23 protein-coding genes are annotated in these 24,651 nt (G+C 63.0%); 15 read left to right on the top strand and 8 right to left on the bottom strand.

Going from position 1 to position 24,651, the window contains the following annotated elements; genetic code table 11:
* Positions 1–13 precede the first annotated feature (13 nt).
* The 4 genes from ATK23_RS04455 to ATK23_RS04470 all read right to left on the bottom strand — a co-directional run bounded on the left by ATK23_RS04455 (position 14) and on the right by ATK23_RS04470 (position 5,651).
* Positions 14–976, bottom strand: a complete 963-nt coding sequence (locus ATK23_RS04455) for a hydroxymethylglutaryl-CoA lyase-like TIM-barrel protein (protein WP_066138019.1) — start codon at positions 974–976, stop codon at positions 14–16.
* Positions 973–2,214 (bottom strand): CaiB/BaiF CoA transferase family protein, encoded by a 1,242-nt coding sequence (locus ATK23_RS04460; RefSeq protein ID WP_066138022.1) that lies wholly within the window; start codon positions 2,212–2,214, stop codon positions 973–975. The genes ATK23_RS04455 and ATK23_RS04460 overlap by 4 nt, the downstream gene beginning before the upstream one ends.
* A gap of 25 nt (positions 2,215–2,239) precedes the next feature.
* Entirely contained in the window at positions 2,240–3,661 is a 1,422-nt protein-coding gene (locus ATK23_RS04465) for a GntP family permease (protein ID WP_066138025.1), read from the bottom strand.
* A 283-nt stretch (positions 3,662–3,944) separates the two neighbouring features.
* Positions 3,945–5,651, bottom strand: coding sequence for an AMP-binding protein (locus ATK23_RS04470; protein ID WP_066138028.1), 1,707 nt, complete (start codon positions 5,649–5,651; stop codon positions 3,945–3,947).
* A 148-nt stretch (positions 5,652–5,799) separates the two neighbouring features.
* On the opposite strand from ATK23_RS04470, the gene ATK23_RS04475 reads away from it, so the two are divergent.
* On the top strand, positions 5,800–6,660 hold the full coding sequence (locus tag ATK23_RS04475) for a carbohydrate kinase family protein (RefSeq protein ID WP_066138033.1): 861 nt from the start codon (positions 5,800–5,802) through the stop codon (positions 6,658–6,660).
* Between the two features lie 127 nt (positions 6,661–6,787).
* Positions 6,788–7,657 (top strand): VOC family protein, encoded by an 870-nt coding sequence (locus ATK23_RS04480; RefSeq protein WP_066138036.1) that lies wholly within the window; start codon positions 6,788–6,790, stop codon positions 7,655–7,657.
* Between the two features lie 74 nt (positions 7,658–7,731).
* Here the strand turns inward: ATK23_RS04480 and ATK23_RS04485 are convergent, their stop codons facing one another.
* Both ATK23_RS04485 and ATK23_RS04490 read right to left on the bottom strand, forming a co-directional pair.
* On the bottom strand, positions 7,732–8,523 hold the full coding sequence (locus ATK23_RS04485; protein ID WP_066138039.1) for a CatB-related O-acetyltransferase: 792 nt from the start codon (positions 8,521–8,523) through the stop codon (positions 7,732–7,734).
* A 67-nt stretch (positions 8,524–8,590) separates the two neighbouring features.
* Positions 8,591–10,396: a glycosyltransferase gene (locus ATK23_RS04490; RefSeq protein ID WP_066138042.1), complete on the bottom strand. Its 1,806-nt coding sequence runs from the start codon at positions 10,394–10,396 to the stop codon at positions 8,591–8,593.
* 363 nt (positions 10,397–10,759) lie between these two features.
* On the opposite strand from ATK23_RS04490, the gene ATK23_RS16670 reads away from it, so the two are divergent.
* On the top strand, positions 10,760–10,888 hold the full coding sequence (locus ATK23_RS16670; protein ID WP_255209554.1) for a hypothetical protein: 129 nt from the start codon (positions 10,760–10,762) through the stop codon (positions 10,886–10,888).
* Between the two features lie 110 nt (positions 10,889–10,998).
* On the opposite strand, the gene ATK23_RS04495 is transcribed toward ATK23_RS16670, so the two are convergent.
* Positions 10,999–12,006, bottom strand: a complete 1,008-nt coding sequence (locus ATK23_RS04495; protein WP_066138046.1) for an ABC transporter substrate-binding protein — start codon at positions 12,004–12,006, stop codon at positions 10,999–11,001.
* A gap of 81 nt (positions 12,007–12,087) precedes the next feature.
* On the opposite strand from ATK23_RS04495, the gene ATK23_RS04500 reads away from it, so the two are divergent.
* The 3 genes from ATK23_RS04500 (at position 12,088) to ATK23_RS04510 (ending at position 16,059) form a co-directional block, all read left to right on the top strand.
* Complete coding sequence (locus ATK23_RS04500) at positions 12,088–13,206, top strand: FecCD family ABC transporter permease (RefSeq protein WP_245858300.1); 1,119 nt, start codon at positions 12,088–12,090, stop codon at positions 13,204–13,206.
* Complete coding sequence (locus ATK23_RS04505) at positions 13,203–14,258, top strand: FecCD family ABC transporter permease (protein WP_083515419.1); 1,056 nt, start codon at positions 13,203–13,205, stop codon at positions 14,256–14,258. Before ATK23_RS04500 ends, ATK23_RS04505 begins: the two co-directional genes overlap by 4 nt.
* Positions 14,259–14,322: 64 nt before the next feature.
* On the top strand, positions 14,323–16,059 hold the full coding sequence (locus ATK23_RS04510; protein ID WP_066138049.1) for an HNH endonuclease signature motif containing protein: 1,737 nt from the start codon (positions 14,323–14,325) through the stop codon (positions 16,057–16,059).
* A gap of 47 nt (positions 16,060–16,106) precedes the next feature.
* Here the strand turns inward: ATK23_RS04510 and ATK23_RS04515 are convergent, their stop codons facing one another.
* Positions 16,107–16,736, bottom strand: a complete 630-nt coding sequence (locus ATK23_RS04515) for a LysE family translocator (protein ID WP_066138052.1) — start codon at positions 16,734–16,736, stop codon at positions 16,107–16,109.
* Between the two features lie 250 nt (positions 16,737–16,986).
* Between ATK23_RS04515 and rpsP the strand changes: the two genes are divergently transcribed.
* From rpsP to lepB (ATK23_RS04560), 9 genes are all read left to right on the top strand, one after another.
* Positions 16,987–17,397, top strand: coding sequence for a 30S ribosomal protein S16 (gene rpsP / locus ATK23_RS04520; protein WP_038991489.1), 411 nt, complete (start codon positions 16,987–16,989; stop codon positions 17,395–17,397).
* A gap of 2 nt (positions 17,398–17,399) precedes the next feature.
* Positions 17,400–17,642 carry an RNA-binding protein gene (locus ATK23_RS04525; protein WP_038991490.1) on the top strand — a complete coding sequence of 81 codons (243 nt, stop codon included), beginning with the start codon at positions 17,400–17,402 and terminating at the stop codon, positions 17,640–17,642.
* A 154-nt stretch (positions 17,643–17,796) separates the two neighbouring features.
* Entirely contained in the window at positions 17,797–18,339 is a 543-nt protein-coding gene (gene rimM / locus ATK23_RS04530; protein ID WP_083515420.1) for a ribosome maturation factor RimM, read from the top strand.
* Positions 18,340–18,342: 3 nt separating this feature from the next.
* A complete protein-coding gene (gene trmD / locus ATK23_RS04535; RefSeq protein WP_066138058.1) occupies positions 18,343–19,167 on the top strand; it encodes a tRNA (guanosine(37)-N1)-methyltransferase TrmD in 825 nt (274 codons plus the stop codon).
* A gap of 249 nt (positions 19,168–19,416) precedes the next feature.
* The gene (rplS, locus tag ATK23_RS04540; protein ID WP_066138060.1) at positions 19,417–19,776 is read left to right on the top strand and encodes a 50S ribosomal protein L19; all 360 of its coding nucleotides are present in this window, start codon (positions 19,417–19,419) and stop codon (positions 19,774–19,776) included.
* A gap of 13 nt (positions 19,777–19,789) precedes the next feature.
* Positions 19,790–20,437 (top strand): signal peptidase I, encoded by a 648-nt coding sequence (gene lepB, locus ATK23_RS04545; protein WP_066138063.1) that lies wholly within the window; start codon positions 19,790–19,792, stop codon positions 20,435–20,437.
* 424 nt (positions 20,438–20,861) lie between these two features.
* Positions 20,862–23,021, top strand: coding sequence for an LPXTG cell wall anchor domain-containing protein (locus ATK23_RS04550; RefSeq protein ID WP_066138066.1), 2,160 nt, complete (start codon positions 20,862–20,864; stop codon positions 23,019–23,021).
* A gap of 347 nt (positions 23,022–23,368) precedes the next feature.
* Complete coding sequence (locus ATK23_RS04555; RefSeq protein WP_157066309.1) at positions 23,369–23,782, top strand: hypothetical protein; 414 nt, start codon at positions 23,369–23,371, stop codon at positions 23,780–23,782.
* Positions 23,783–23,946: 164 nt separating this feature from the next.
* A complete protein-coding gene (lepB, locus tag ATK23_RS04560) occupies positions 23,947–24,651 on the top strand; it encodes a signal peptidase I (RefSeq protein ID WP_245858301.1) in 705 nt (234 codons plus the stop codon).

The raw sequence follows: 24,651 nt of genomic DNA on the forward strand, positions 1-24,651 counted from the left end.
GGGCAGTCTGGAACTAGAGGCTGTTGGAGCAATCTGGTGCTTGATCCGAGGGGATCACCCAGTCGAAGGCAGCCGCCTTGGAACGCGCTCCCTGGGCCGACTTTGAACGATTCGGCTCGCCCAATTCCTGCAGCAGGGATTCGGAGAGTTCGACGAGGCCGGCAAAGCTCTGGGGGGTGAGCCATGGCGGCCGCGTGGCAAACAGGATGTCTTCGCTGGAGGTATTCCCGCTGGCTCCGGGAGCGAAGGGGCATCCGCCCAATCCGCCTAGCGCGCCATCAACCAGGCTGGCTCCTGCCGAGATCGCAGCCAGAGTATTGGCAACACCCAGCCCCCAGGTGTCGTGCCCGTGGAAGACGATGCGCCGCTGCGGGGATTCGTCGCGGACCTTGGAAATCAGCGCCGCAACCTGTGCGGGCACTGCCTGGCCCAGGGTGTCGCAGATGACGATATCGCAGGTGCCCTCGGCCCGGGGATCATTGGCGATCTCCAGCACCCGTTCGGGCGGGACCTGCCCTTCGAAGGGGCAGGTGAATGAGGTGGCCAGGCACAGCTGGATCCGACCGCTGGCTTCACGGGCGTAGTGCACGGCTTCTGGCAGGGCATCGAGACTCGCCTCGGTGCTGCGCCCGATATTCGCCTGGTTGTGCGCATCGGATACGGAAAGGCAGTACTGGAAGTTGCGGATGCCTGCCTTGGCCGCCTTGGCTACATGGCCGGGGGTGGCCACCCAGATCCAGCAGCGTTCCAGTTCCTCGGGGCGCAGGCCTTCAGCGACGTCGAGGGTGTTGGCCATGGGCGGCACCAGGTCGGCGCGGGCCATCGATCCCAGCTCGATTTCCTCGACGCCGAGCCGGATCAGCTCGCGCACGGTGCGGATCTTCTCTTCGGTGCTCAGCAGCTTGCCGGTCAGTTGCAGTCCGTCTCGCAGCGTGACATCCCGCAACGCGGCGGCAGGGGTGAATGCGTAGCTCACGCCATATTCCTTTCTCCGGCCGAGGCCTGCGCGATTTGCGCATCGGTCATTCCCAATAGTCCTGCGAGTACTTGGGCGGTGTGCTCTCCAAGATCCGGTCCCAGGTTCCTGATGGGCAGCGAGGCGCCGCCCATGACCGGGACGATGCCGGGGAAGCCGACATTATGCAAGGTCTCTTCCCCGGTGGAGACATCGAGGTGCTGGATCATCTTCCGGGCGCTGTACTGCGGCTCGCTGGCAATGTCCTGTGCGGTGTAGATCGGGCCTGCGGGAACTTCGGCCGCATCGAGGATGGCCAGGGCCGTGCGCGAGTCGAGGCTTGCCGCCCATTGGCCGATGGCGGCATCCAGCATCTCCCGGGCTTCCCAGCGCTGGGCATTGCTCTGCAGGTGCGGATCGGTGCCGAGTTCCGGCCTGCCGATCGCTTCCATGTAGCGGCGGAAGATCCCGTCGCCATTGCCGGCCACGACAATGCTCGCCCCGTCGGCGCAGATGTACGCATTGGAAGGGGCAATGCCTTCCATGCGCCCGCCGGTGCGGCTCCGGGTTTCGCCGTAGGCGCCGTGGTCAGGGATCAGCGATTCCATCATGGAGAACATGGCCTCGTGCAGCGCCACGTCGATCACCCGATGATCCAGCCCGAGACTTGTTTTGCCGCCGCGCGCTTGTTCCCGCTGGAACAGCGCCATCACCGCACCGAAGGCGGCATACAGTCCGGCAATGGAATCGCCAATTGATACGCCAACGCGCACCGGTGCGCGGTCAGGATCGCCCACCAGGTTGCGGAAGCCGCTGAAGGCTTCGGCCACGGCGGCGAAGCCGGGGCGTTCTGCTAGCGGGCCGGTTTGGCCGAAGGCCGAGATGCGGGTGATCACCAGATCGGGATTCGCAGCGCTGAGCTCTTCGGGACCCAGTCCCCATTTTTCCAGCGTGCCCGGGCGGAAGTTCTCCAGCAGCACATCGCAGTGCTTGACCAAATCCAGGACGGCGGCCCGGCCGGCGTCGCTGCGCAGGTCCAGGACGATGGACTTCTTGTTGCGGTTGATAGTCCTGTAGAGCATCGAGACACTGCCCTTTTTCAGCCGCCAGTTGCGCAGCTCGTCTCCGGTGCCGGGACGCTCCACCTTGATCACCTCCGCGCCGAAGTCGGCAAGGAGCCGGCCCGCAGTGGGTGCGGCAATGTAGTTGCCCAATTCGAGAACGCGGACACCCTCCAATGGGGCGATGTGCTCTGGCATGCGCTGTCCTTCCTGTGCTGTGGCGCTATATGAAGATGTTGAGGATCATGACCATGCCAAGGGCCACGATAGAGGCTACCGATACGCCCACGCTGACGGTCTTCAGGGCGCCGCGGACGGTCTGCCCGAACAATGACTGCAGCAGCCAGAATGTGTTCGAGGTGACATGGACCATGAACAACGCTCCGGAACCTGCCGCCAACGCGATGAGCACCGGGTCGATGCCCAGGCTCGGGGCGATCGGGACCAGCAGGCTGGCAGCCGTGATTCCGGACAAGGTCACCGAGCCTACCGCGATGTGCAGCAGGGCGGCGATGCCCCACACGACCACCAGCGGGGCGACGGTGCTGGCGGAGAAGAACTGGCCCATGATGTCTCCCAGCCCGGCCGTGGAAACAGTGGCCGCCAAGGAGCCGCCGACACCGGTGAGCAGCAGGATCTGCCCGCTTTCCTTGAAGCCTTTGGACACGCCGCGGTCAATAGCCTTCTGGCCGACGGTGAAGCGCGCGACGGTGATCGTGCCGACCAGGCCGATGAGCAGCGCGACGACCGGATTGCCGACCAGCTGAATCCAGCTGGCTTCGTAGCCGAGGATTTCGGCCAGCGCGCCGCCGGCAATGAGCAGCAGGGAAGCGAGCAGCGGCAGGAAGAGCAGGAACAGGTGGGTTTCGCGCCGTTGCGCGGTCTGCACTGTGGTGGCAGCGGAAGCAGTTCCGGCTGCGCCGGTCCCTGCCTGCACCTCGCCGGATCCTCCGGCGTTGTTCGTCGTGCCTGCTCCCTGGTGCGGCTCATCCGCGGCGAGCAGCTGCTCGTCGCTCTGCGCTTTCCAGAAACCGCGGTCGAAGAAGAAGGTCATGATGGCCACGGAAATCAGCACCGTCGGCACGACGACCAGCAGGCCGAAAATCAGCATCTTGCCGAGCGGAACTTCGAGCATGCCCGCCAGGGCGACAGCGCCCACGCCGGGGACCATGAGCACGATGCCGACCTCGCCGGCGATGGCCATAGCGGTGGCGATGCGAGCGGTACCGTGCTTGCCGATCTTCGGCGCCATGCGCCGGGCCAAGGGGGCCGCGATGACCAGCAGCACGTCAAGGAAGATGGTCTGCAGCGCGGTGCTGACGGCCAAGGCCATGGAATACGGCAGCCGCTTGGGGCCAAAGGTATTGAGCAGGTGTTCCACCAGGCGGCGGATGGCGCCGGTCTCATTGAGGATGGAGCCCATCAGCACGCCGAAAGCTACCAGGAGACCGACTTCGACCATGATGTCGCCGAAACCCTGGGTGATGGTCTCGATGGTCTTGGTGGCCCCCAGGCCGGTGGAAAGACCCAGATACAGCGAGCCGATGATCAGGGCAATGACGGGGTTGACCTTGAATCTGACGATAAGCAGCACGGCGGCAAGCACTGCGACCGCGGTATTTATCAGAATCGCGATATCGGACATCTTGGATCCGTTCATGAGGAATCAGGGGAGGGGCGTGACCGAAGCCACGGCATAAAAACCCATAGTATGAGTCTTGGCTCACAATGTAAACCGGTAGCTTCTTAAGCTAGAAACCTCTGGAAATAAACCCTGGACGTGCGCATCGTGAAACAGGTACGTAGCGCTTCCCCGCGAGCTTCATCCGCGGCGAGATGCGCCCGGAGCGACTCAGGATGGGCGGCAAAGAAAAAACCAGAGCGCCTGCCGAACCCATCTCCGGAAAGCGCCCTGGTGCCAGAAGTGTTTACCCCTTGAGCTTCGGGAAGTCGGTATCCCGGTATTCGGTGCCAGCTGGGGTATCGCCGGTGTGCCGCCGTTCTTCTGCCTGGCGCAGTTCCACGCGGCGGATCTTGCCCGAGATCGTCTTGGGCAGATCAGCGAATTCCAGCCGGCGGATGCGCTTGAAGGCCGAGAGGTGCTCGCGGCAGTAGGCGAGGATCGATTCGGCCAATTCCGGGCCCGGCTCATGCCCGCCGGAGGCGACGATGTAGGCCTTGGGCACGGTCAGCCGCAGCTCATCGGGTGCCGGCACCACCGCCGCTTCGGCCACGCCGGGGTGCTCGATCAGCACCGATTCCAGCTCGAAGGGGCTGATCTTGTAGTCGCTGGACTTGAACACATCATCGGCACGCCCGACGTAGGTCAGCACGCCGCGCTCGTCCCGCTCGGCGATATCCCCGGTATGGTACACGCCGTCCCGGAAGACCTCATTGGTCTTCTCCTCGTTCTCGAAGTAGCCCTTCATCAGGCCCAGCGGACGCGGGGTGGTGACCAGGCAGATTTCTCCCACTTCGCCTTCCTCGCCGGTGGCCGGATCGCGCAGCACCACCTCGTAGCCGGGCATCGGCCGGCCCATCGCGCCGATGGTGATCGGCTCGCCTGGCGGATTCGCGATCTGCACCGTGGTCTCGGTCTGCCCGAACCCGTCGCGGATCACCTGGCCCCAGGCCTTGTTGACCTGGTCGATGACTTCGGCATTGAGCGGCTCGCCAGCAGAGACCAGTTTCTGCGGGGGATTGGCCAGCGCGCCCAGATCCGCCTGCATCAGCAGGCGCCATACGGTGGGCGGCGCGCAGAAGCTGGTCACCTTTTCGGAGTCCATCTGGTTCATCAGCGCGATCGGGTCAAAGCGGTCATAGTTATAGAGGAAAACAGTCGCCTCGGCGATCCACGGCGCAAACAGGTTGGACCACGCATGTTTTGCCCAGCCCGGCGAAGCGACATTCAGGTGCACATCACCAGGTTCCAGGCCGATCCAGAACATGGTGCTCAAGTGGCCTACCGGGTAGGACGTATGGGTGTGCTCAACCAGCTTGGCCTTGGATGTGGTGCCAGAGGTGAAGTAGCGCAAGAGCGTTTCATCGGCGCGCGTGGGGGAATCGAGCTGGAAACTGGCCTCGGCCTGGTAGGACTTCGCGTAGTCGAGATTTTCTTCTGGCACGCTGCCGCCGATCTGGATCAGCGTGTAGTCCCCGGGCACGGTGTCGAACTTCTGGATCTCGGCCTCGTTGGTGATCACCCATTGGATGCGGCCGCGATCGATCCGGTCGGCCAGGTCCGTGGGTGTCAGCTGCGTGGTGCACGGGATCAGGATGGCGCCGAGCTTGATTCCGGCGAGCATCGACTCCCAGAGCTCAACCTGGTTGCCGAGCATGATGGCAATGGAGTCCGAGCGGTTCACGCCCTGGTCGGCGAGCCAGCGGGCCACTTGGGTGGAGCGCTCGGAGAGCTCGGCCCAGGTGCGCCTGATGGAGCTGCCGTCTCGTTCGGTGATGATCAGCGCCGGCTGATCCGCCCGCTGCGGATCCTTGGCAACCTGGTCAAACCAGTCAAAGCCGAAATTGAACTCACTGAACTGAGGCCAGCTGAACTCGGCCCGTGCCTGCTGGTAATCGTTGCGCAATTCCAGGAGCCGATCTCGGGCAGCTCTGAATTCATCGGTAACGCTCACAACTAACCTTCCCTCGCGTGGACAATGGCGCCCCGTCGATAGAGTGAGGCGGATCACTGGCCAATATACTTGGAAGCCCAAGGGTTTGAAAGCGTTGTTGCCGACCGAAGTCTTGAATCACCTGAGGCTGGGGGTATTTAATTAGTGCATGAGCCAGCAGCCCAAGGTGCTTGTCTGTGGTCCATCCAGCTGGAATCAGCTGGTTGAGCTTGATCACCTGCCCGAACCCCGTCCCCAGCAACTCCTCGCGAACAGCGCATGGCGTACCGTCGGTGGCACTTCTGCGGGCAAGGCACTGCACTTGAGTTCGCTGGGTGTCGCCACCGAGCTCTTTACCCAGGTGGGCGACGATGAATCCGGGCGTGCGCTGCGGCGTGCGCTCTTGGGCGCTGGCATCAACCTGCAGGTGGTGCCCAGCGCGAGCACCGAGCAGCATGTTAACCTCATGGCTGGCGGCCAGCGGGTCTCGGTCTATCTTGCCACGCCGTCCACTCCCGCGGATGCGGATGTCGAAGCCGTTTGCGCCGCGGTGCGCGAAGCCGATCTGGCGGTGATTGATCTGAGCGAGTTGGGGTTGCGGGTCATTGAGCGATTGCGTGGGCCGGCCGTGCCGCTGTGGGTCGACCTGCATGACTTTGATGGCTTTACCTCGTTCCATCAGCCATTCCTGGGCGCGGCTTCTGTGGTTTTCATGAACGATGATGCCACCAGTGACCCGTGGGAGCTGCTGGCCGGTTGCCTGCGCCGCGGCCCCGGTCTGGGTATTTGCACGCTGGGGGAGCGGGGCGCGGTGGCCATGGATCGCCACGGCCGGCGTTGGGAAGTGCCCGCGCCAAAGGTCGAGGTGGTCGATACCAATGGTGCCGGAGATGCCTTCATGGCGGGATTCTTGGCGGCCCGGCTGCGCGGCGTGTCAGTGCAGGCGTCGATGGAGGCGGCTGCCAGCAGTGCGGCGGCAGCGCTATCGAGCAGGCATCTGCACTCGAAGCTCGCCCAGTTGCCAGCCTAGCGGAGCGGTGCACCCGATGCGTGCAATGGCGTGATCACCGGAACACCAGAATGTACTTGAAGCATCAAGTAAATTGGAGTAGGGTGATAGCCAACAGGAAGTCCTGATCGGAAAGAAGGCGCTGGAGATGACCATGCTCAAAGAAGACAAGCTCGCCGCAACCACCCACATGAACGCCGTGCAACTGAAGGTCGGCGACATGAAGACCATGAGCGAGTACTACCAGCAGGCATTGGGACTGGCTGTTCTGGATGAAACCGCGGAAGGCACCCGCCTGGGCCGCGGCACCCAGGAACTGGTCAACCTGCAGAACGCGCCAGGCCTGCAGCTGCCATCGCGCAACGAAGCGGGGCTCTTCCACACCGCGCTGCTCTTCGACACCAAGGCCGATCTGGCAGCCACCGTGCTCTCGGCAGCACAGTTCGACCAGAGCCGCTTCGTGGGCAGCTCGGACCACCTGGTCTCCGAAGCCTTCTACTTCACCGACCCGGAAGGCAACGGCATCGAGCTGTACTGGGACCGTCCGCGCGATACCTGGAGCTGGAGCGGCGGCGAGGTAGCCATGGATACCATCTACCTGGATCCGAACAAGTTCCTCAATGAGCACCTGAACGAGCAGGCCATCACCGGACAGCGCCAGGCCGCCGCCGATATCGGGCACGTGCACCTGCAAGTTGGCGACGTCGCCACCGCCCGCCAGTTCTACGTCAACACCCTGGGCTTCGACGAGACCACCGCACTGGGCAACCAGGCGCTGTTCGTCTCCGCCGGCGGATACCACCACCACATGGCCATGAATGTATGGAACTCGCGCGGCGCCGGACCGCGCAAGGACACCCTGGGCCTGGGCGAGGTGCTGATCAACGTCCCGACCGAAGACGAGGTGGGCAAGCTGGCCGAACGGCTGGCCTTCGCCAAGGTGGAGAACCACCACACCGGCGCCGAGCTGCGTTTCAAGGACCCATGGAACAACGCGCTGCGCGTGGCAGTGGGCTGATCCAGACTCTGGCCCGACAGCTTAATTGCCCCGGGCGCCCGCCAATTCGGCGAGCGCCCGGGGCATTCCCATGTTCAGTTGCTTGCGGACTGCACCGAATCCAGGTGCTCGGCGATATGCCTGGCGGTCAGCGGCTGGGTTTCTAAGGGCTGCAGCGTGCCGGCCGCTGCCCGTTCAAGCACCTGCTCGGCGAAGGCCGCAGGGTCCGACACCTGCAGCGGCGTGAGATCCTCCGGGGCGTACCGCCACCATTGGGAGGCCTTCAGCGCTTCGGTGGTCTGGGCATCGAAGCGGTCGCGGATCTTCTTCGCCGGCAGCCCGCCCACCACGGTGAATGGCGCCACGTCCTTGGTGATCACCGAATTCGAGGCGATGACCGCTCCATCGCCAATCGATACCCCATGGCCCAGGGTGACCTTCTCGCCGATCCACACATCGTTGCCGATGGCGATCTTCCCCGGCGTGTAGCTGTACTTCGTCGTGCCCAGTTCCACGCCGCGATCGGCGCAGTAGGTCTGCATCAGCAGCCGCTGGTTGTAGAACACCGGGCTGGTCGAAGCCCACTCCAAAGGGTGCTTGGCACCCATGACCGACAGGCCCTTGGCGATCGAGGTGAAGCGTCCGACGCTGATGGCCTTGTTGAGCTTCGAATGCGTATAGGAGAACGCTCCCATGCGCGGCAGTGCTGTTCCGCTGGTGCCCCAGAAGGTGGTGTAGGGATCCAAGGCGAGGTCTTCCTCGTAGCTGACCCAGGCATCGGGGTTGTAGGTGCTTCCGGTGTCCTCGAAATCCTTCATGCCAGGAACCGTCATGAGGATCCGGTGGCTCTTGAGCAGCGGCCGCAACCGGGACATCTTGATTCGCATGCGATCGAGCTTATCGACGCGGGCTTGGAGAATTGTCCACGGGCGCGGAGCACGCGCTGGATGCCGGCTACTGCTCGGGGCGGAAGGAGAGGTTCTTCTGCGTGGTGAAGTAGGGCAGGATCATCGATTCGGGCAGGCCCAGGCGCTTGTCTTCAGCATCCTTGCCGACCCGCAGGCGCAGGTACACGTCCACTGCCGTGTCCTGCTCCGGGATTTCGCCCAGCAGCTGGGGATCCACGTCGAAGAAGGCCAGTTCTCCCTCCACGCCGGTGCTGGGCACCGCGGCGAGCTCTTCCTTGCTGCCGCGGTTGACGAAGACCAGCTCGAAAACGGCATCAGCGGACAGGGCGTCGAGGTCCGCGTGATGCTCCACCTTCACCTGCAGTCCCTGGCCCTCGGGGAATTCCACGCCGCGCAGCCGCGCGTCGAAATGCGGGACGTCGCTGGTTGCGGCCTTCTTCTTGAACAGCTTGGCGATGGACACGGTTTCCTCCCAGAGCGAGACGAGATCGCGAGACTGGTACTCGCTGGCAAAGGTTCGGGCTTGCTGCGACATCCGGGCGGCGAGCGCGGGATCGTCCATGAGCTGCTCCACGCGATCCGCCATCGAGGTGATATCGCCATGGGGGACCAGGAAGCCGTTGCTCCCATCGGTGATGCTGTCGGCGGGGCCGAAGTTGATGTCGAAGGACACCGGAATGCATCCCTGCGCCTGGGCTTCGAGGATGACCAGGGCCTGGCCCTCGTTGGTCGAGGTGAACAGCTGCGCCAGGCAGGAGGCGAAGTGGCGGGGGAGCTGGTCGGAGAAGCCGTGGAAGACCACCTGCTCGCCCAAGCCCAGCTCGGCGGCCCGCACTTCCAGCGCATCGCGCTCGCTGCCCTCGCCCACGATGTGCAAGGTGGGATGCTTGCCTCGGCGCGACAGCTCGTGGATGGCATCCAGTGCGGCGGCCACATTCTTATTGGGGGTCAGCGAGCCGGCGACGATCAAATCCGTGGCGCCGCGTTCGGGTTCTGGCGGCTGAAGAACCGAAGGCCTCAGCGGATTGGGAATCACGAATGCCGAGTCCGGATTCCCGAAGCGCTGAACATAGGCCTCGCGCTGCGCGCGGGTCAGGAAGACGAACGCATCCCAGTTGGCGCGTTCCTCGATGATCGGGCCGTGGCCCTTGGAAAGCTTGCCGGTGGCCAAATCCTGCCCCTTGGCCACATGGATGCTGTGGAAGGCGAACACCTTGGGCACATGCACGGTTTTCCAGGAGGCGAGCATGGCCGCGGTGAATTTGCTGTCGATGACCACCAGGGAATCCGGGTGGTCGACGATCTGCGAAAGCCAATAGCGGTAGAACGATGCAGCGCTGTTGAAGCGCGCCACCAGCATTCCGGTGCGGTCGAATGCCTCGACGACGCGGCGGTGCTTGCCGTCATTGAACTTCAGATCCGTCAGGAAGACGGTGCCGTCGTTGCGGAAGTAGGCGGTCTGCGTGGCTTCGCCCTCCGGGCCGGCCACGCTGTGCTCGCAGAACACGCCGGCGCCGCCAGGATGGCGGACCGATTCAGTGAGGGTGAAATCCTGATGCGCGGGTTCCGCTTTCCTGCCCGGGATGCGCTCCTGCGGCTGCAGGTCGTGCTCCGCCAGGTAGAGATAGGGGTTGAGCACCTTGACCTTGGGTGAGAGCTTGCCGCGTTCCACGAGTTCTTCGGCGATCTGCGGAATCTGCGCATTCGGGGCGAAGGTGATCACAGCGGCCGAGCCATGGCGCTCGGCGAAAGCCGCCGCGCGCTGGGTGCAGACGGTGGTCATCCCGCCGAATTCGCGCTCCAGCTTCCACGTCACCATATAGGCGTCCACATGCTGTTCCTTGAATACCACGGTGAAGGATCCTTAGGTTGATCACAGGAAAGTTAATTTCACACGAGGATAGGCTGTACCTCGCGCCAGGTTTCAGCCTACGGGGTGAAGCTAGGCAGGCGCTGGGAATGCGCCGTTGTGCCGGTCGCATCACATCATCTGCGCATCGGACCGGAGAAAAGGGAGCGCGGATGGCAGTGGTGATGTGGATCGATTGCACCATCCGCCAGGGCGCTCGCCGGATTCGCCGGAATCGTCGGAAGAATCGCCCAGCTGGAGGCATTCCTTGCCCTTCTGGGCGAAACTTCCTATGGTCGTGGATATGGGGTATTCTCCCCGCATTTGTTGGAGGCGCATTGCGCCTCCGGTAAAGGACGGCACGTCATGTCGAGCAAATCCCCGCGCAAGGGCGAAGCGAAAAAACCAGGCAAGAGCATCAAGGAGAAGCGCGCTGAGAAGCGGCTGAAGCACGCGGAGAGCGCTGTCGATCCGGTGCGCAAGGCCGCCAGATAACCACTGATTGAGCGCGGCACCTTTCGGGGCCGCTAGTTAACAGCATCGAGTCCCTGCCTACGGCGAATGACGCCGGGCAGGGACTCGATTCTTGGAGCTGCTCGCGGCCGCTATGGCAGCTGCGGGTCGACCTCGAAGTGCTCGGCCACCTGGGTGATGACCTCACCGGCGCCCTGCAGCGAAACCGAGGAGAGGAAGATCGAGTCGTCAACCGGCATGACCTCGCCCTCCAGCTTCTTCCACAGCGGGTTGGAGGTGAACTTCTTCTCCTGGGCGCGCGATGCGTCACCCTCGGCACCTTCCGGCGCCCAGGTGGACTGGAAGATCACTTCGGCGTCGGCCTTCAGGATTTCTTCCGGCGAGAGCGGAACGAAGATCGATTCGGTGGTGTCCGGCGCGTCCTTCGGGCGCGGGATGCCCATGTCGACCATGATCTCGCCGATGAACGAATCGGTGGCGTACAGGCGCGCGGTGTCCTCGCCGGCGAAGCGCACCAGCGAATAGGTGGTTTCCGGCTTCTTCGCCAGGATTTCCTTGCCCACCGCGGCGGCACGGGCCTCGTAGTCGGCGACGGCCTGCTCGGCCTGCTCCTTCTTGCCCAGGGCCTCGCCCAGCAGCACCACATTCTCCTTCCAGGTCGGACCGGTGGACTCGGAGAAGATGGTCGGGGCGATCTTGTTCAGCTGGTCGTACATGGCGCCCTGGCGCACGTCGGCGGAGATGATCACATCCGGCGCGGTGGCCAGCAGCTTCTCCAAATCCGGTTCGGCGATGGTGCCGACGTTCACTGCCTCATCGGTCAAATCCGAGATGTCGCCGAGGTACTCCGGGAAGGGATTGTCGCCCTGGCGGTACTCGGTGTAGGCCACCAGCTCGGCGCCCAGCAGCATGGTTGCATCCACGTAGGAAGGATCCAGCGCGGCCACGCGCAGCGGGCGCTGCGCCAATTCGGTGGTGCCGCGGAAATGCTTGATGCTCGCCGGGAAGCTGGCATCGGCCTGCGCGGTGGCGGCGGTTTCGGCCGGTTCGGTGCTCGGCGTCGAGCTTGCGCAGGAGGAGAGGGCCAGCGAGGCCGCCGCCAAGGCTGCGGCCAGTGCGAGGATGCGGGGAGTATGCATGCGAGTGCTTTCCGTGAAGACGATTTACTAAATAGCGCATGATGTATTTTTGCTTGCCCTGCTTAGGTAAGGGTAAGCTCAATGCGCGAGATGAACAGTAGCACGATTCCGGCCGCACCGGTCAACATCCTGCGACATAATCGATCGCAATCCCCGTTCGCACCCGCCGCGCACCTCGCGGCCCGAGAAAGGCCACCGACCATCAACCGCACCACACCGCGCATCAGCTCACTGCTGGTCCTGGCCGCCGCGGTGGGCGCCGCCATCGGGCTCAGCCTGTGGATCGGCAGCACCACCTCCAGCTTCGCCGAGCTGCGCCACGCACTGCTGGCACCCGACGGGCAGGTCAGCGACATTGCCATCCGGGAGATCCGCTGGCCGCGCACCGTCACCGCACTGGCCGCCGGCGCCGCTTTGGGCATGGCCGGCACGCTGATCCAGGGGCACACCCGGAACCCGATCGCCGAACCCGGCCTGCTGGGCATCAATCAGGGTGCGGCCCTGGCCATCGTCTCGGTGGCCGCCTTCACTGGCCCGCAGCCGGCGTGGACCCAGGCGCTGCTGGCGCTGGGCGGGGCGCTGCTCGCGGCCCTGGTGGTCTTCGGCATCGGGCGCATCGACGGGCGCGGCGGATCGCCGATCACCCTGCTGCTGGTCGGTGCCGCGGTCACCGCGCTGTGCGCCGGGGTGGTCTCGGCGATCGTGCTGCTCAGCGAGGCCGCGCTGGAAACCCTGCGCTTCTGGCAGGTCGGCTCCGTGGTCCAGGGCTACGAGTCCTTCCTGTCGCTGTGGCCGCTGCTGATCGCCGGCACCGTGCTGGCGCTGGCCAATGCCCGCGGGCTGAACGCGCTGACCCTGGGCGAGGATTCGGCACGCAGCCTCGGGATCACCGCCCTGCACGCCCGCGGCCTGGGATTGGCCGCGATCGTGGCGCTGTCCGGGCTGGCGGTCACCCTGGCCGGGCCGATCGCCTTCCTCGGCCTGCTGGTGCCGCACATTGCCCGGCGCATCTTCGGCGCCGACTACCGCTGGGTGATCCCCGGCTCCGCGCTGTGCGGGGCGCTGCTGCTGTGCGTGGCCGATGTGCTCGGCCGGATGCTCGCGCGGCCCGGGGAACTGCCGGTGGGCGTGGTCATCGCGCTGCTCGGCGCACCCTTCTTCATCTACGTGGCCCGCCGGCGCAAGGCGGTGTCCGTATGAGCACCCGGGCGATTCCCAAGCCAGCCCAGGTGCTGCGCGCCCGGCGCGCGGCGGCTACCGGGCTGCTGCTGCTGGCCGTGGCCTTCGCCGCCTTCTGCCTGCACCTGGCCATCGGCGGCACCCCGATCGCCATCGGCGATGTGCTGGCCACGCTCTTCGGCGCGGCCCCGGATGCGCGCACCGAACTGGCGATCACCGAATTCCGCCTGCCGCGCAGCGTGGCCGCGGTGCTGGCCGGAGCCGGGTTCGGCGTGGCCGGGGCGCTGACCCAAAACGTGGCGCGCAACCCGCTGGCCAGCCCCGACATCCTCGGGGTGACCAACGGCGCGGCCCTGGGCGCGGTCTGTGTGCTGGCGATCAGCGCGCACACCGCCGGCCGATCCGAACTGCTGGTGCTCTACGGGCTGCCGATCGCCGCCACCGTCGGCGGACTGCTGGTCTCCGCATTGGTTTTCGCGCTGGTCTGGCGCAGTTCGCTGGAAAGCAACCGGCTGGTGCTGGTCGGCCTGGGGTTCTCCGGGCTGTGCGCGGCGCTGACCTCCTGGATGCTCACCCTGGGCGAGATCTACAACGCGCAGCAGGCGCTGACCTGGCTGGCCGGGACGATCAACGCGATCTCCTGGGCCGACCTCGCCATCGCCCCGGCGGTGATCGTTCTGGGACTGGTGGCCGCGTCGCTGCTGCGCAACCAGCGCGAGGTGCTGGCCCTGGATTCGGACACCTCCCGCGCCCTGGGCATGCACCTGGGCCGCGACCGGGTGCTGATGCTGGGCATCGCCTCGCTGCTGGCCATCGCCGCGACCGTGATCGCCGGGCCGCTGGCCTTCGTCGCGCTGGCCAGCGGGCACGCTGCCCGGCTGGTAGCCCGCGGCACCATCCCGCCGGTGCCGCATGCGGCACTGATCGGGGCGATCTTCGTGCTGCTGGCCGACCTGCTCGCGGCCCGCGCCTTCCCGGTGATCCTGCCGGCCGGGGTGGCCACCGCGGTGATTGGCGCCCCGTACCTGATCTTCCTGGTGATCCGCCAGTCCAAGGTCCGCCAGCGCGGATAACCGCTTATCCACATTTCGCGGCATCGGCCCGGCCAGCGCAATGGGCCGAGGCGATGATCGGTGCATGGGAATTCACCAGCTAGCCGCAGCGACGCAGATCCTGCGCGAAGCCATCACCGGGACCCTGCCGCGCCAAGCGGCCGGCGCGCTCCTGGAGCTGATGGCTTCCTGCCTCGCGCTGCTGGCCAAGCTTTCTGAAGCCCTGCGCGAGAGCGGTGACCCGCGGGTGGCGGCCGCCCATGCCCGGCTGGTTGAACTGCTCTACCGCTACACCCTGCGCGAGCAGCTGCGCAGCGTCATCCACCTCGAATCAACCGGTGCCCACCTGCTGGAAGACGATGAGCTGGCGGCCGTCGCGGATTCAGCAGTCAATTCGGCCCGGCCAGCCCGCCAGCATTCGGGACGCGCCCACTACCAGAACACCGGCGACTTCCTGGCCGGGTGGCTGGGAATCAACGCCCACGAAGGGCAGCATCGGGTCAGCGACGCCCACCTGCTCATCGCCCGCCGGCTGATGGATGGCAGCACCGCCGCGCCGCGCTTCGCCCAGCTGGCCAAGCTCTACGCCGAGGCTCCTGCATTGGATCCGCGGATGGTGGCCCGCGCTGCCCGCGCCCTGGACAAGTTCGAGCCGGCCGACACCAGCTTCCAGGGCCAGCCGCTGCAGCACACCGCCTGCAATGCCCAGGGCCAGCTGCTCGAAGAACAAGCCGCCGAGCTGCTGCAGGAACCCGATCGCGCCACCCGCGAAACCAAGCTGTCGGCCATGCTGAGCGCTGAACGCAAGGCCCGCACGCAGACACGGACTCCGCAACCGGGCATCTATCCGCGGGGCACCGTCGGGGACTGCGACAAGTACGAGCTGCTGATCGGCGGAACCCAGCGCGAGGAATTCCGCTCCACCCTGGCCCAGGCGGACAATCCGCGCACCACCGCAGGCAAGGCCGCCCGTGCGGCCGGAGCCGCCCCAGACGCGGCGCCACGCCAACAGGCTAACGTCGCGGACGAGCCAGCCAGCGACGACTTGTTCAGCAGCAGCGAACCTCCGCCACCGTGGGCCCAAGCAGAACAAGAAGAACACGAAGAACACGAAGAACACGAAGAACACGAAGAGCACTGCGAGTCTGAGGACCAGGAGGACGCAGAGTCCAGGTCCTCCGAGTGGCAGCCAGGCACCCAAGATGCTCAAGGCACTAAAGGCTCTAAGGATTCCGCCTTGCTTGGCGATGGGGACGTGCCCGTGCCTCAGCGTCGGCTCAATGCACTATTGGCCGCGCTGAAGCAGCGTTCGACAGGGTCGCCAGCCAAGGGCATCACGCCAAGGATCGGCATCCACATCCAATTGAACGACCTGCAGGATCTGGGTGATCCAGCCAAGCTGGGAGCCACCACAGATCATGGGTTGAAACTCGATTCCGTGGATACCGCCCAGCTGATCTGCCAGGGTGAAATCTACCGGGTGGTGTTCGGGCCCGATGGCCAGCCGCTGGATGTGGGGCGCAAGGAACGCTTCTTCACGGAAGCGATGAAACGGGCGATCTTCGCCCGAGACCGTGGATGCATTGTCCCGGGATGCAGCGCACCACCGGAAATGATCGAATACCACCACAACAATTGGTGGGAGCGAGGCGGGTGCACCTCGACGCGCAACGGCAGCTGCCTGTGCCGGCGGCACCACCATGCCGTCCATGCCGGGTTGCTCTCCGTGGTCACGGTCGGGGGACTGGCGCACATCCTGCTGCCCAAGCACCTGGATCCGCTGCAAATGCCGCGAAGAAACTGTGTCCCGGTAGCTGCCTGAGCACGCCGAATGCCCAGCTGCGCCGCCACGGCGGCTGGTGCACGAGGTTACGGCCGCGAGAGCGCGACCTTCAGCCCGAAACCGATCAGTACCGTCCCGGTGATCCGATCCATCCAGGACACCGCCTTGGCTGAGCCCAGCCAGCGTCCAGCAATCCGTACTCCGAATACCAGAATGGCGGCCCACATCAGGGTGAGGGCAACATGCACGGAGGACAGGCCGACGCCCATGAGCAGGGCATTGCTGCCGGCAGGGGTGAATTGCGGGATGGCCGCGATATAGAAAACGCCGATCTTCGGGTTCAGCACGTTGGTGACCAGGCCGGTCAGGTAGGTTCGAATGCCGCTTTGCGGCACCGGGATTTCGGTGCTCGGCAGCTGCTTCTTGCGCAGGCTCCGGTAGAGCATCTGCCCGCCCAGGAAGACCAGGTAGGCAGCGCCGGCGTAAGTGAGGATCTGGTACGCCGACGCCGACGCGGCCAGAATTGCCGATGCTCCGGCGGCCGCGGCCACGCCCCAGACGAAGACACCGGTGCAAATTCCCAGCCCGGCCAGCATGGCCCCGCTGCGCCCACGGGTGATCGCCGAACGAAGGATCAACGCAGTATCGACACCCGGAATCAGGGTCATCAAGGCGGCAACGGCGCTGAAGGCCAGCAAAGCGGAAGTGACGGTCATAGAATAAATACTACGAACTGCAAATCAGCATGGCCTCCGGGGTGAGCAAGCTCATGATCATTGCCCGACACGTTGCGCCAGATGGAGTTGGCCAGCCAGCCTGCTCTCTGGCATAATTGCAGGGTACTCGATTCGCAGTGGCCCCTCTCTCCGCTACGAATCCTGTCCTTTTAGAGTCCAACCAGTAAGGCCTGCCCCACAGGTGCCAAAAATTGGATTCGACCATGTTGAGAAACAGGAGACCACAAAAGTGGCCGTAAAGATTCGTCTGAAGCGCTTCGGCAAGATGCGCGCACCTTTCTACCGCGTTGTCGTCATGGACTCGCGCGCCAAGCGCGATGGCCGTGCCATCGAGGAGATCGGCAAGTACCACCCAACCGAGAACCCATCGGTTATCGAGATCGATTCGGATCGTGCACAGTACTGGCTGTCCGTTGGCGCACAGCCAACCGAGCAGGTACACGCACTGCTGAAGGTCACCGGTGACTGGCAGAAGTTCAAGGGCATCGATGGCCAGGAAGGCACCTACAAGGTTGCCGAGCCTAAGCCAGCATTCGTTGCTCCTGAAAAGGGTTCCGTGATCCTCCCAGAGGCAATCACCAAGAAGGCTGAGAAGCCAGCTGCTGAAGAGGCAGAGGCCGAAGCTACCGAGGCTGAGTAACAGTGCTCGTTGACGCGCTAGACCATCTGGTACGCGGGGTTGTCGAGGAACCGGAAGACGTCAAGGTTGCCTTGAAGTCAACCCGGCGCGGCGACCTGCTCGAAGTTCGTGTGAATCCTGAGGATCTCGGTCGTGTGATCGGACGCCAAGGACGCACCGCGCGAGCACTGCGCACCGTGATGGCAGCGTTGGCCAAGGAGCCGGTACGTGTCGATGTAATCGACACCGACCGTCGCCGAGGCTGAACAACTTAGAAGTCTGACTTGTAAGTTGGCTTCGAAACGAAAGGAGTTTCCGTCCTGAGAAGTGACGGGAACTCCTTTTCGTGTTTACCCTAGAATTTCCAAACCAGTCTCCCGGCGCACGCCACGGAACTTAGTGCAGAAAGAGCAGCAGACTATGCGATTGCAGGTTGCCCGCATCGGCAAGCCCCACGGCATCCGTGGTGAAGTCACCGTCCAGGTCATGACCGACAACCCGGAAGAGCGCTTCACCGCTGGCGAAGAATTCATCGTCGTCGACGGCCCGGTCAAAACCCTGACCATCAAGAACGCCCGCTGGAACAAGACCATCCTGCTGCTCGCCTTCAAGGAAATTGCCGACCGCAACCAGGCGGAAACCCTGCGTGGCGCACGCCTGGAAATCGAGGTCTCGGACGAGCCGGAAGACGACTCGGACGAATGGTACGAGCACGAATTGCTGGATCTGAAGGTCATGCTCGATGGCGAGCAGGTCGGCGTCATCACCGCGCTGCGCACCAATCCAGCCCAGGATCTGCTGGTCTTCGAAGACGCTGACGGCGAGGAAATCTACCTGCCGTTCGTCGACGAGTTCGTGCCGGAGATCGATCCGGAAGCCGGCATCGTGGTCATCACCCCGCCGGCAGGACTGCTGACCTTGAACAGCGATGAAGAAGGCAGCGAAGAAGAGGAAACAAAGTAAGCCATGCGTCTGGACGTCATCTCGATTTTCCCTGAGTACCTGCAGCCGCTCTCGCTGTCGCTGATCGGACGCGCCGCGCAAGACGGCATCCTGGATCTGAATGTCACCAACCTGCGCGACTTCACCGCCGACAAGCACCGTAAGGTCGACGATACCCCCTACGGTGGTGGAGCCGGCATGGTGATGATGCCCGAGCCGTGGGGTCAGGCACTTGACTCGGTGCGCCCAGCCGACGCTGCCGGTCCCAAGCCGACGTTGATCGTCCCGTCGCCTGCAGGCACTGTCTTCAACCAGCAAATGGCCTACGACCTTGCCGAAGAAGAGCACCTGGTCTTCGCCTGCGGCCGCTACGAGGGCATCGACGAACGCGTCATCGAGTACGCGCACGAGAACTTCAACGTCATCCCGGTATCCATCGGCGACTACGTTCTCAACGGGGGAGAAGTCGCTGTGATGGTGATGGTCGAAGCCATCGCCCGGCTGATCCCCGGGGTGATCGGCAACCCTGAATCCCTGGTGGAAGAATCCCACTCGGATGTCCTGCTGGAATACCCGGTGTACACCAAGCCGGCCTCTTGGCGAGGCCGCGATGTCCCGGAGGTGCTGCTCGGCGGCAACCACCAGCGGGTGGGACGGTTCCGCCGCGATGAGCAGATCAAGCGCACCGCTGCGCGCCGCCCTGACCTGATCATGCAGTTGGATCCCGAGAGCCTGAACCGCAAAGACCGCGATGCCCTGTGGCACAGCGGATTCGCGATCGTTGACGGTGCCATTACCCCCAAGTCCGAACTGGACTGGGCCACCGGTGCCGGCGCCGAGGCGGGCTAAGAGGGCAAAATCACTCGAAGCCATTTCGGGCAGACTCGCGTCGGCTTCGCTGATACGGCATAATTGTTTCTTGGTGTGTTTTTGTTCGACTCCTGCCGCAGGGGGAAGTTCGAGCCATAGAAGACCGCCGCATCGATTGCTAGGGGCAATCGATGGTACAACGTTCCGGGGATTTCACTGGTTTCGACCGGTGTCGGGCCCCGCTACGAGGATTCGGTGACCTGCGGCATTGATCCTAGGAGATGCACCATGCATATTCTTGACTCTGTTGACGCAGCTTCGCTGCGCTCCGACGTTCCAGCCTTCGCCCCAGGCGACACCTTGAAGGTGCACGTCAACATCATCGAAGGCAAGAACTCCCGTGTTCAGGTCTTCCAGGGCTATGTCCTTGGCCGCCAGGGCCGCGGCATCGGCGAAACCTTCACCGTTCGCAAGGTTTCCTTCGGTGTCGGTGTTGAGCGTACCTTCCCAGTCCACTCCCCAATCATCGAAAAGATTGAGGTTGTGACCAAGGGCGACGTGCGTCGTGCAAAGCTGTACTACATGCGCGATCGCCACGGCAAGGCTGCTCGCATCCGCGAGAAGCGCGACTTCGGCGCAAAGAAGTAATCTGCGTTCTTCGATGAACCGGATTGCACGCACCGAGCGGGCAACAACGAAGCGCCAGGCCTATTCATGGGTCTGGCGCTTCGCTGTACTCGCTGTTATTCTCGGCCTGCTGGCCACCATTCTTCTTCGAGCCACGGTGATCGATGTCTTCCGTATCGAGTCCAACTCGATGGAGCCCACGCTCAACCCTGGCCAAAGCATCTCCGTGGACCGCCGCGCCTACTCGGATGCCGAACCGCAGCGCGGAGACGTCATCGTTTTCGATGGCCGCGGCTCGTTCCTGCCCTACGCCAAAGCCAGTTTTGCTGATGACCTGCTTTCGGCGTTCAGCCTCGCAGGAAGCAACAACAAGTACGTCAAGCGCGTTATCGGCGTTGGGGGAGACACCGTGGAATGCTGCAGCGCTGATGGGCGGCTGCTCGTTAACGGCGAACCCGTAGACGAGCCGTACATCTTCGCCGGGGATGCTCCGAGCGAACAGGAATTCTCCGTAGAAGTGCCGGAAGGCCGTTTGTGGGTCATGGGCGATCACCGGTCCACTTCCAAGGATTCGCGATCGTTGTTGGGTGCCAGCGGCGGCGGGATGATCAGTGTTGAACGGGTTACCGGTAAGGCCGCAGAGGTAATTTGGCCTCTCGATCAGCGCTCAGATATCAGGTGACACGCCGTCACAAGCAACGAATTTGCTGGTGCCGGATGGGTAGAACTACCCATCGGCACCATTTTTTCTATCTTCATGTACTTAATTTGGATGGATTTTCACGGGGCCCGTGTTGCTGTGTAGTTGGTGTGCAAATATTGCGATAACGCTCAGGATCTACCAAGCTGACTTGGGATGAGAAAGAGTAGTCCAATCTTAAACCAACGCTACTGGCTCGTAATTTGTGACCTGAGTCAATTCGGGTAGGCCTATTTGACTAGGTGAAACAAAGTTCGGAGTTTATATTTCTGTTGGATTCGATGCTTGAAAAGCTGTGCGGGAACGAAGTATTATTTCATTTTGGTAACAACACCTGTGCTTACGCGTGCGCCCTTAGGTAAGGGGAAACGCAAGCACTCGCACCATAAATCTGGGAGAAGCGTTAATGCCACATCCAAAAAAGAAGACTGCGCAACGCGGCATCGTTGCAGCAGCCGCGACCGCTTTGGTGGTCGGTTCCAGCTTCATGCCGGCCGCGGCAGCGCCGACGGTTTCCGAATCGCCGACTGCTTCCACTCCGGCTAGCGAGAAGCCATCGCCGAGCGCAAGCGCTGTCGATACCGAAGGTCTCGACAAGGCTATCGAGCGAGACCTCGACAAGTCGGTTGAAGAGTACGTCAAGGACGGGGAGACCAGCGACGCTGTTTCCAAGGTTCGCGACGAACTGAACGAAAAGGGCGTGGAAGCCACTGCCTCGGTGAAGGACGGCAAGGCCGAAATCACCGTTGGCAAGGACGACGCAGACAAAGCGAAGAAGATCATCGCCGAGACCGCAACTCCAGCACCCACCAAGTTGGAAATGAAGATCCTCGACGCCGAGGTCAAGACTCCAGGACAGGTCTACAAGGAACTTGCGAAGACCGTTGCGCCGAAGGAAATGAAGCGCATTACCGCGATTCTGAACACCGCCGAAGGCCTGAAGATCTACGCTGAAGGCTTCGAGAAGAAGGAAGCCAAGGCCCTCGAATCCCAGGCTGCCGAGCTCTCAGCCGAGGACCTGACCATCGAAGAATTCGTCAGCCAGGCCAAGTACGTCGAGGGTGAAGAAGGCTCCGGCGTCGCCGAGACTACCGCTCTGGAAGACGTCTACGGTGCAATGGGATACGCCATGGACCAGTCCGGCCAGCCTTCCGACGCAACCACCGTTTGCTCGCTGGGCTTCAACGCCTGGAACCCAGCTGGCGAAGATGCAGTCATTTCCGCAGGCCACTGCACCGAGGATGGCACCACCAAGATTCTTGGTCTGGTCGAGCAGTCGGCACCCAATGTGATCGAAGGCATCGGCGCGAAACTGGGCACCTTTGGCTTCAACCAGTTCGGTGGCCCGGACAACTCGGGCTTAACCATCGAAGAACTGAACTCGATGACTGAAGAAGAGTTCGAGAACCTGGAGCCGGGCACCGACATCTCGGTGATCGACGACATCAACCCTGAGCTGAACCTGCACGCTGCGGTCTCGCAGTGGCCAGAAGGCCAGGACGAGCGTGACAAGGTCATTAACGTGACCGGCGTGTCCAAGGCAGTCATCGGGTCCGAGGCCTGCTCGGCTGGCCGCACCACCGGCTGGAGCTGCTCGGAAATTTACGGCGAAGGCGTCTTCTTCGTCTACGGCCAGAACGACACCGTGCGTTCGGTCTGGGGATACTCCGCATACAACCCGGGCCAGACCGTGCTGGACCAGGGCGACTCCGGTGGACCAGTGCTCGTCGGCAGCAAGGCCGTGGGCATCAACTCGGCCAACTCCGGCGGCGAGGACGGAATCGAGAACAACGCGGACGACGTTGCGATGTACACCTCACTGGACGATGTCTTCAAGAAGGGCTACATTGACGGCTACCAGGTGAAGTTCTTCGTGAACGCACCTGCACTGTCCGTGGAGAACGGCACCGAGGTTGAGGCTGGCGATACCATCACCGGCACCGTCAAGAACGCCGCCAGCGGCACCAAGGTCAACATCATCGTTGACGGCAAGGTTGTCGATACCGTGACTGTGGATGCCGAAGGCAACTTCAGCTTCACCGCACCGGAGAAGCTGGGCGAGTACTCGTTCACCCTGCAGGCCAAGAACGGATTCAACACCTCTGAGCGGGTCAACGCCAACGTCGTGATCGTTGCTGCGCCGACCCCAACTCCGACGCCGACTCCGACCCCAACCCCAACGCCGACTCCAACTGAGACTCCGACTGACGAGCCAACTGAGACTCCGACTGACGAGCCAACCGAAGAACCTTCGGAGACGCCATCGACCTCGCCTTCCGAGGACCCGACTGATGAGCCAACCGAAGAGCCTTCCGAGAGCACCTCGCCATCGCCTTCCGAGGATGAATCCGACGAGCCATCGACCTCGCCTTCCGCTTCGGAAGATGAGGAGCAGTCGGAAGCTCCTAAGGACGACGAGCCAAGCAAGTCTGCAACTCCTAGGAAGGAAGATCCATTGGCAGACACCGGTTCGAGCAGCGTTCCGCTGATCGCCGCTGGTGGTGCAATGGCTCTGGCCGGTGCAGCATTCCTGCTGTTCCGCCGCAGCGCACGCCGTCACGGCTAAGGGATTCTTGACCCACGGGAATAGATCCTGCTGAAAGTGCCCCGCTACTTTGGAACAAGTAGCGGGGCATTTTTACTTGGCACACATGTAGCTCCTTGGTTGCTCTACGAATCTGGCACTAGCCTGAAAGCTAAGATCGTTGCGGCAACGTGAATACCACCGAGGTGTAAATTATGAATTCGAACGCTAGAACTTCACGCACGCCAATCATGCTGGCATCTACCGCCGCCATGGCTGCACTTTTGCTTACCGGCTGCGGACAGGGAACCGATCCAGGCACGCAGCCTTCGGCAAGCGCTACGGCATCGGAATCCTCGCAGCAAACAGACAATTCAAGTGAGAATGCCGTGGATCAAGACGCACTGCTCCAAACCAATGACCAGCTTTCCGAAGCATTGGGTGATGACTACGTCCAAGGCTGGATCAAGGATGGGAAGCTGAACGTTTCAACGACCAGCGAAGAACAGCTTTCCACCATTGAAGAAGCCGGGGCCGTCGGGCACCTGGTCCAGTTCAGCAGCGAAGAACTCCGCTCGGCCATCTCCGAAATCATGAAGTGGCAAAGCAAGCAGGAAAACCCGGTGCGCAACGCCATCCATGCCTACACGCTGAATCCTGAGACCGGGGGAATCACCTTATCGGTGGACAAGAGCCAGCTCGAAGCTGTCGAAAAGCTGATCGACGATGAGAAGCCCATCGGCGAAATCCCTGTGGACTTCAAGGAGAGCGGCGGCATCATGACGCCAGCAGCCACCCAGTAGCCCAGACTCCGCTTTCACGGTCGCGCCAACGGCCAGTCCCTTCGCCGGGACTGGCCGTTGGCGCGTTCCGGAGCAACTGGCCGTAGCCGTGCAATGATACGTTGCGCCTGATACGGCACGTAAGATGGGGATAACACGCGACAATGGAAGGCACTAATCGAATCGTGAGTGCAGCATCAGCAGAGACTCCTCGAAGCCGGGGACCACTTTACAAACTATGGCGCTTCGTTCGCGAGATTGTCATCATTATCGCGATCGCGCTACTGCTCTCATTCGTGATCAAGACCTTCTTTTTCCGTGCCTACTACATTCCATCCGGCTCCATGGAGCATACTCTCGAGGTCGACGACAGGATTTTCGCCAACCTCATGGTTCCCGGTCCTTTCGACCTGGAACGCGGAGATGTCGTCGTATTCCGAGATGACCAGGAGTGGCTGCCGCCGCTGACCGAGTACCCCACCGCATTCCAGAACGTGCTTTCCTTTGTCGGCGTGCTTCCCGCGGCCGACGAGCAGTACCTGGTCAAGCGCATCATCGGCATGCCCGGTGACACCGTGGAATGCTGCACCGCAGAAGGTGCCATCACAATCAATGGCGAGCCCATCGACGAGCCGTACATCTACGACGGAGACAGCCCATCAGATATGGAATTCAAGGTGACCGTCCCAGAAGGAAAGCTCTGGGTGATGGGCGATCACCGTGCAGCCAGCGCGGATTCCCGCTTCCACGCCGACCGCCAAGGCGGCTTCGTCGACATCGAATCCGTCCAGGGCCGAGCTTCGGTGATCTCGTGGCCTACTTCGCGCTGGGGCACCATCGACTCCCATGAAGAAGTCTTCTCCGATGTCCCGCACCCAGTGGCTGAGTAG

Origin of the sequence: Glutamicibacter nicotianae (genome assembly GCF_002797775.1) — a bacterium.
Classification (GTDB): domain Bacteria; phylum Actinomycetota; class Actinomycetes; order Actinomycetales; family Micrococcaceae; genus Glutamicibacter; species Glutamicibacter nicotianae.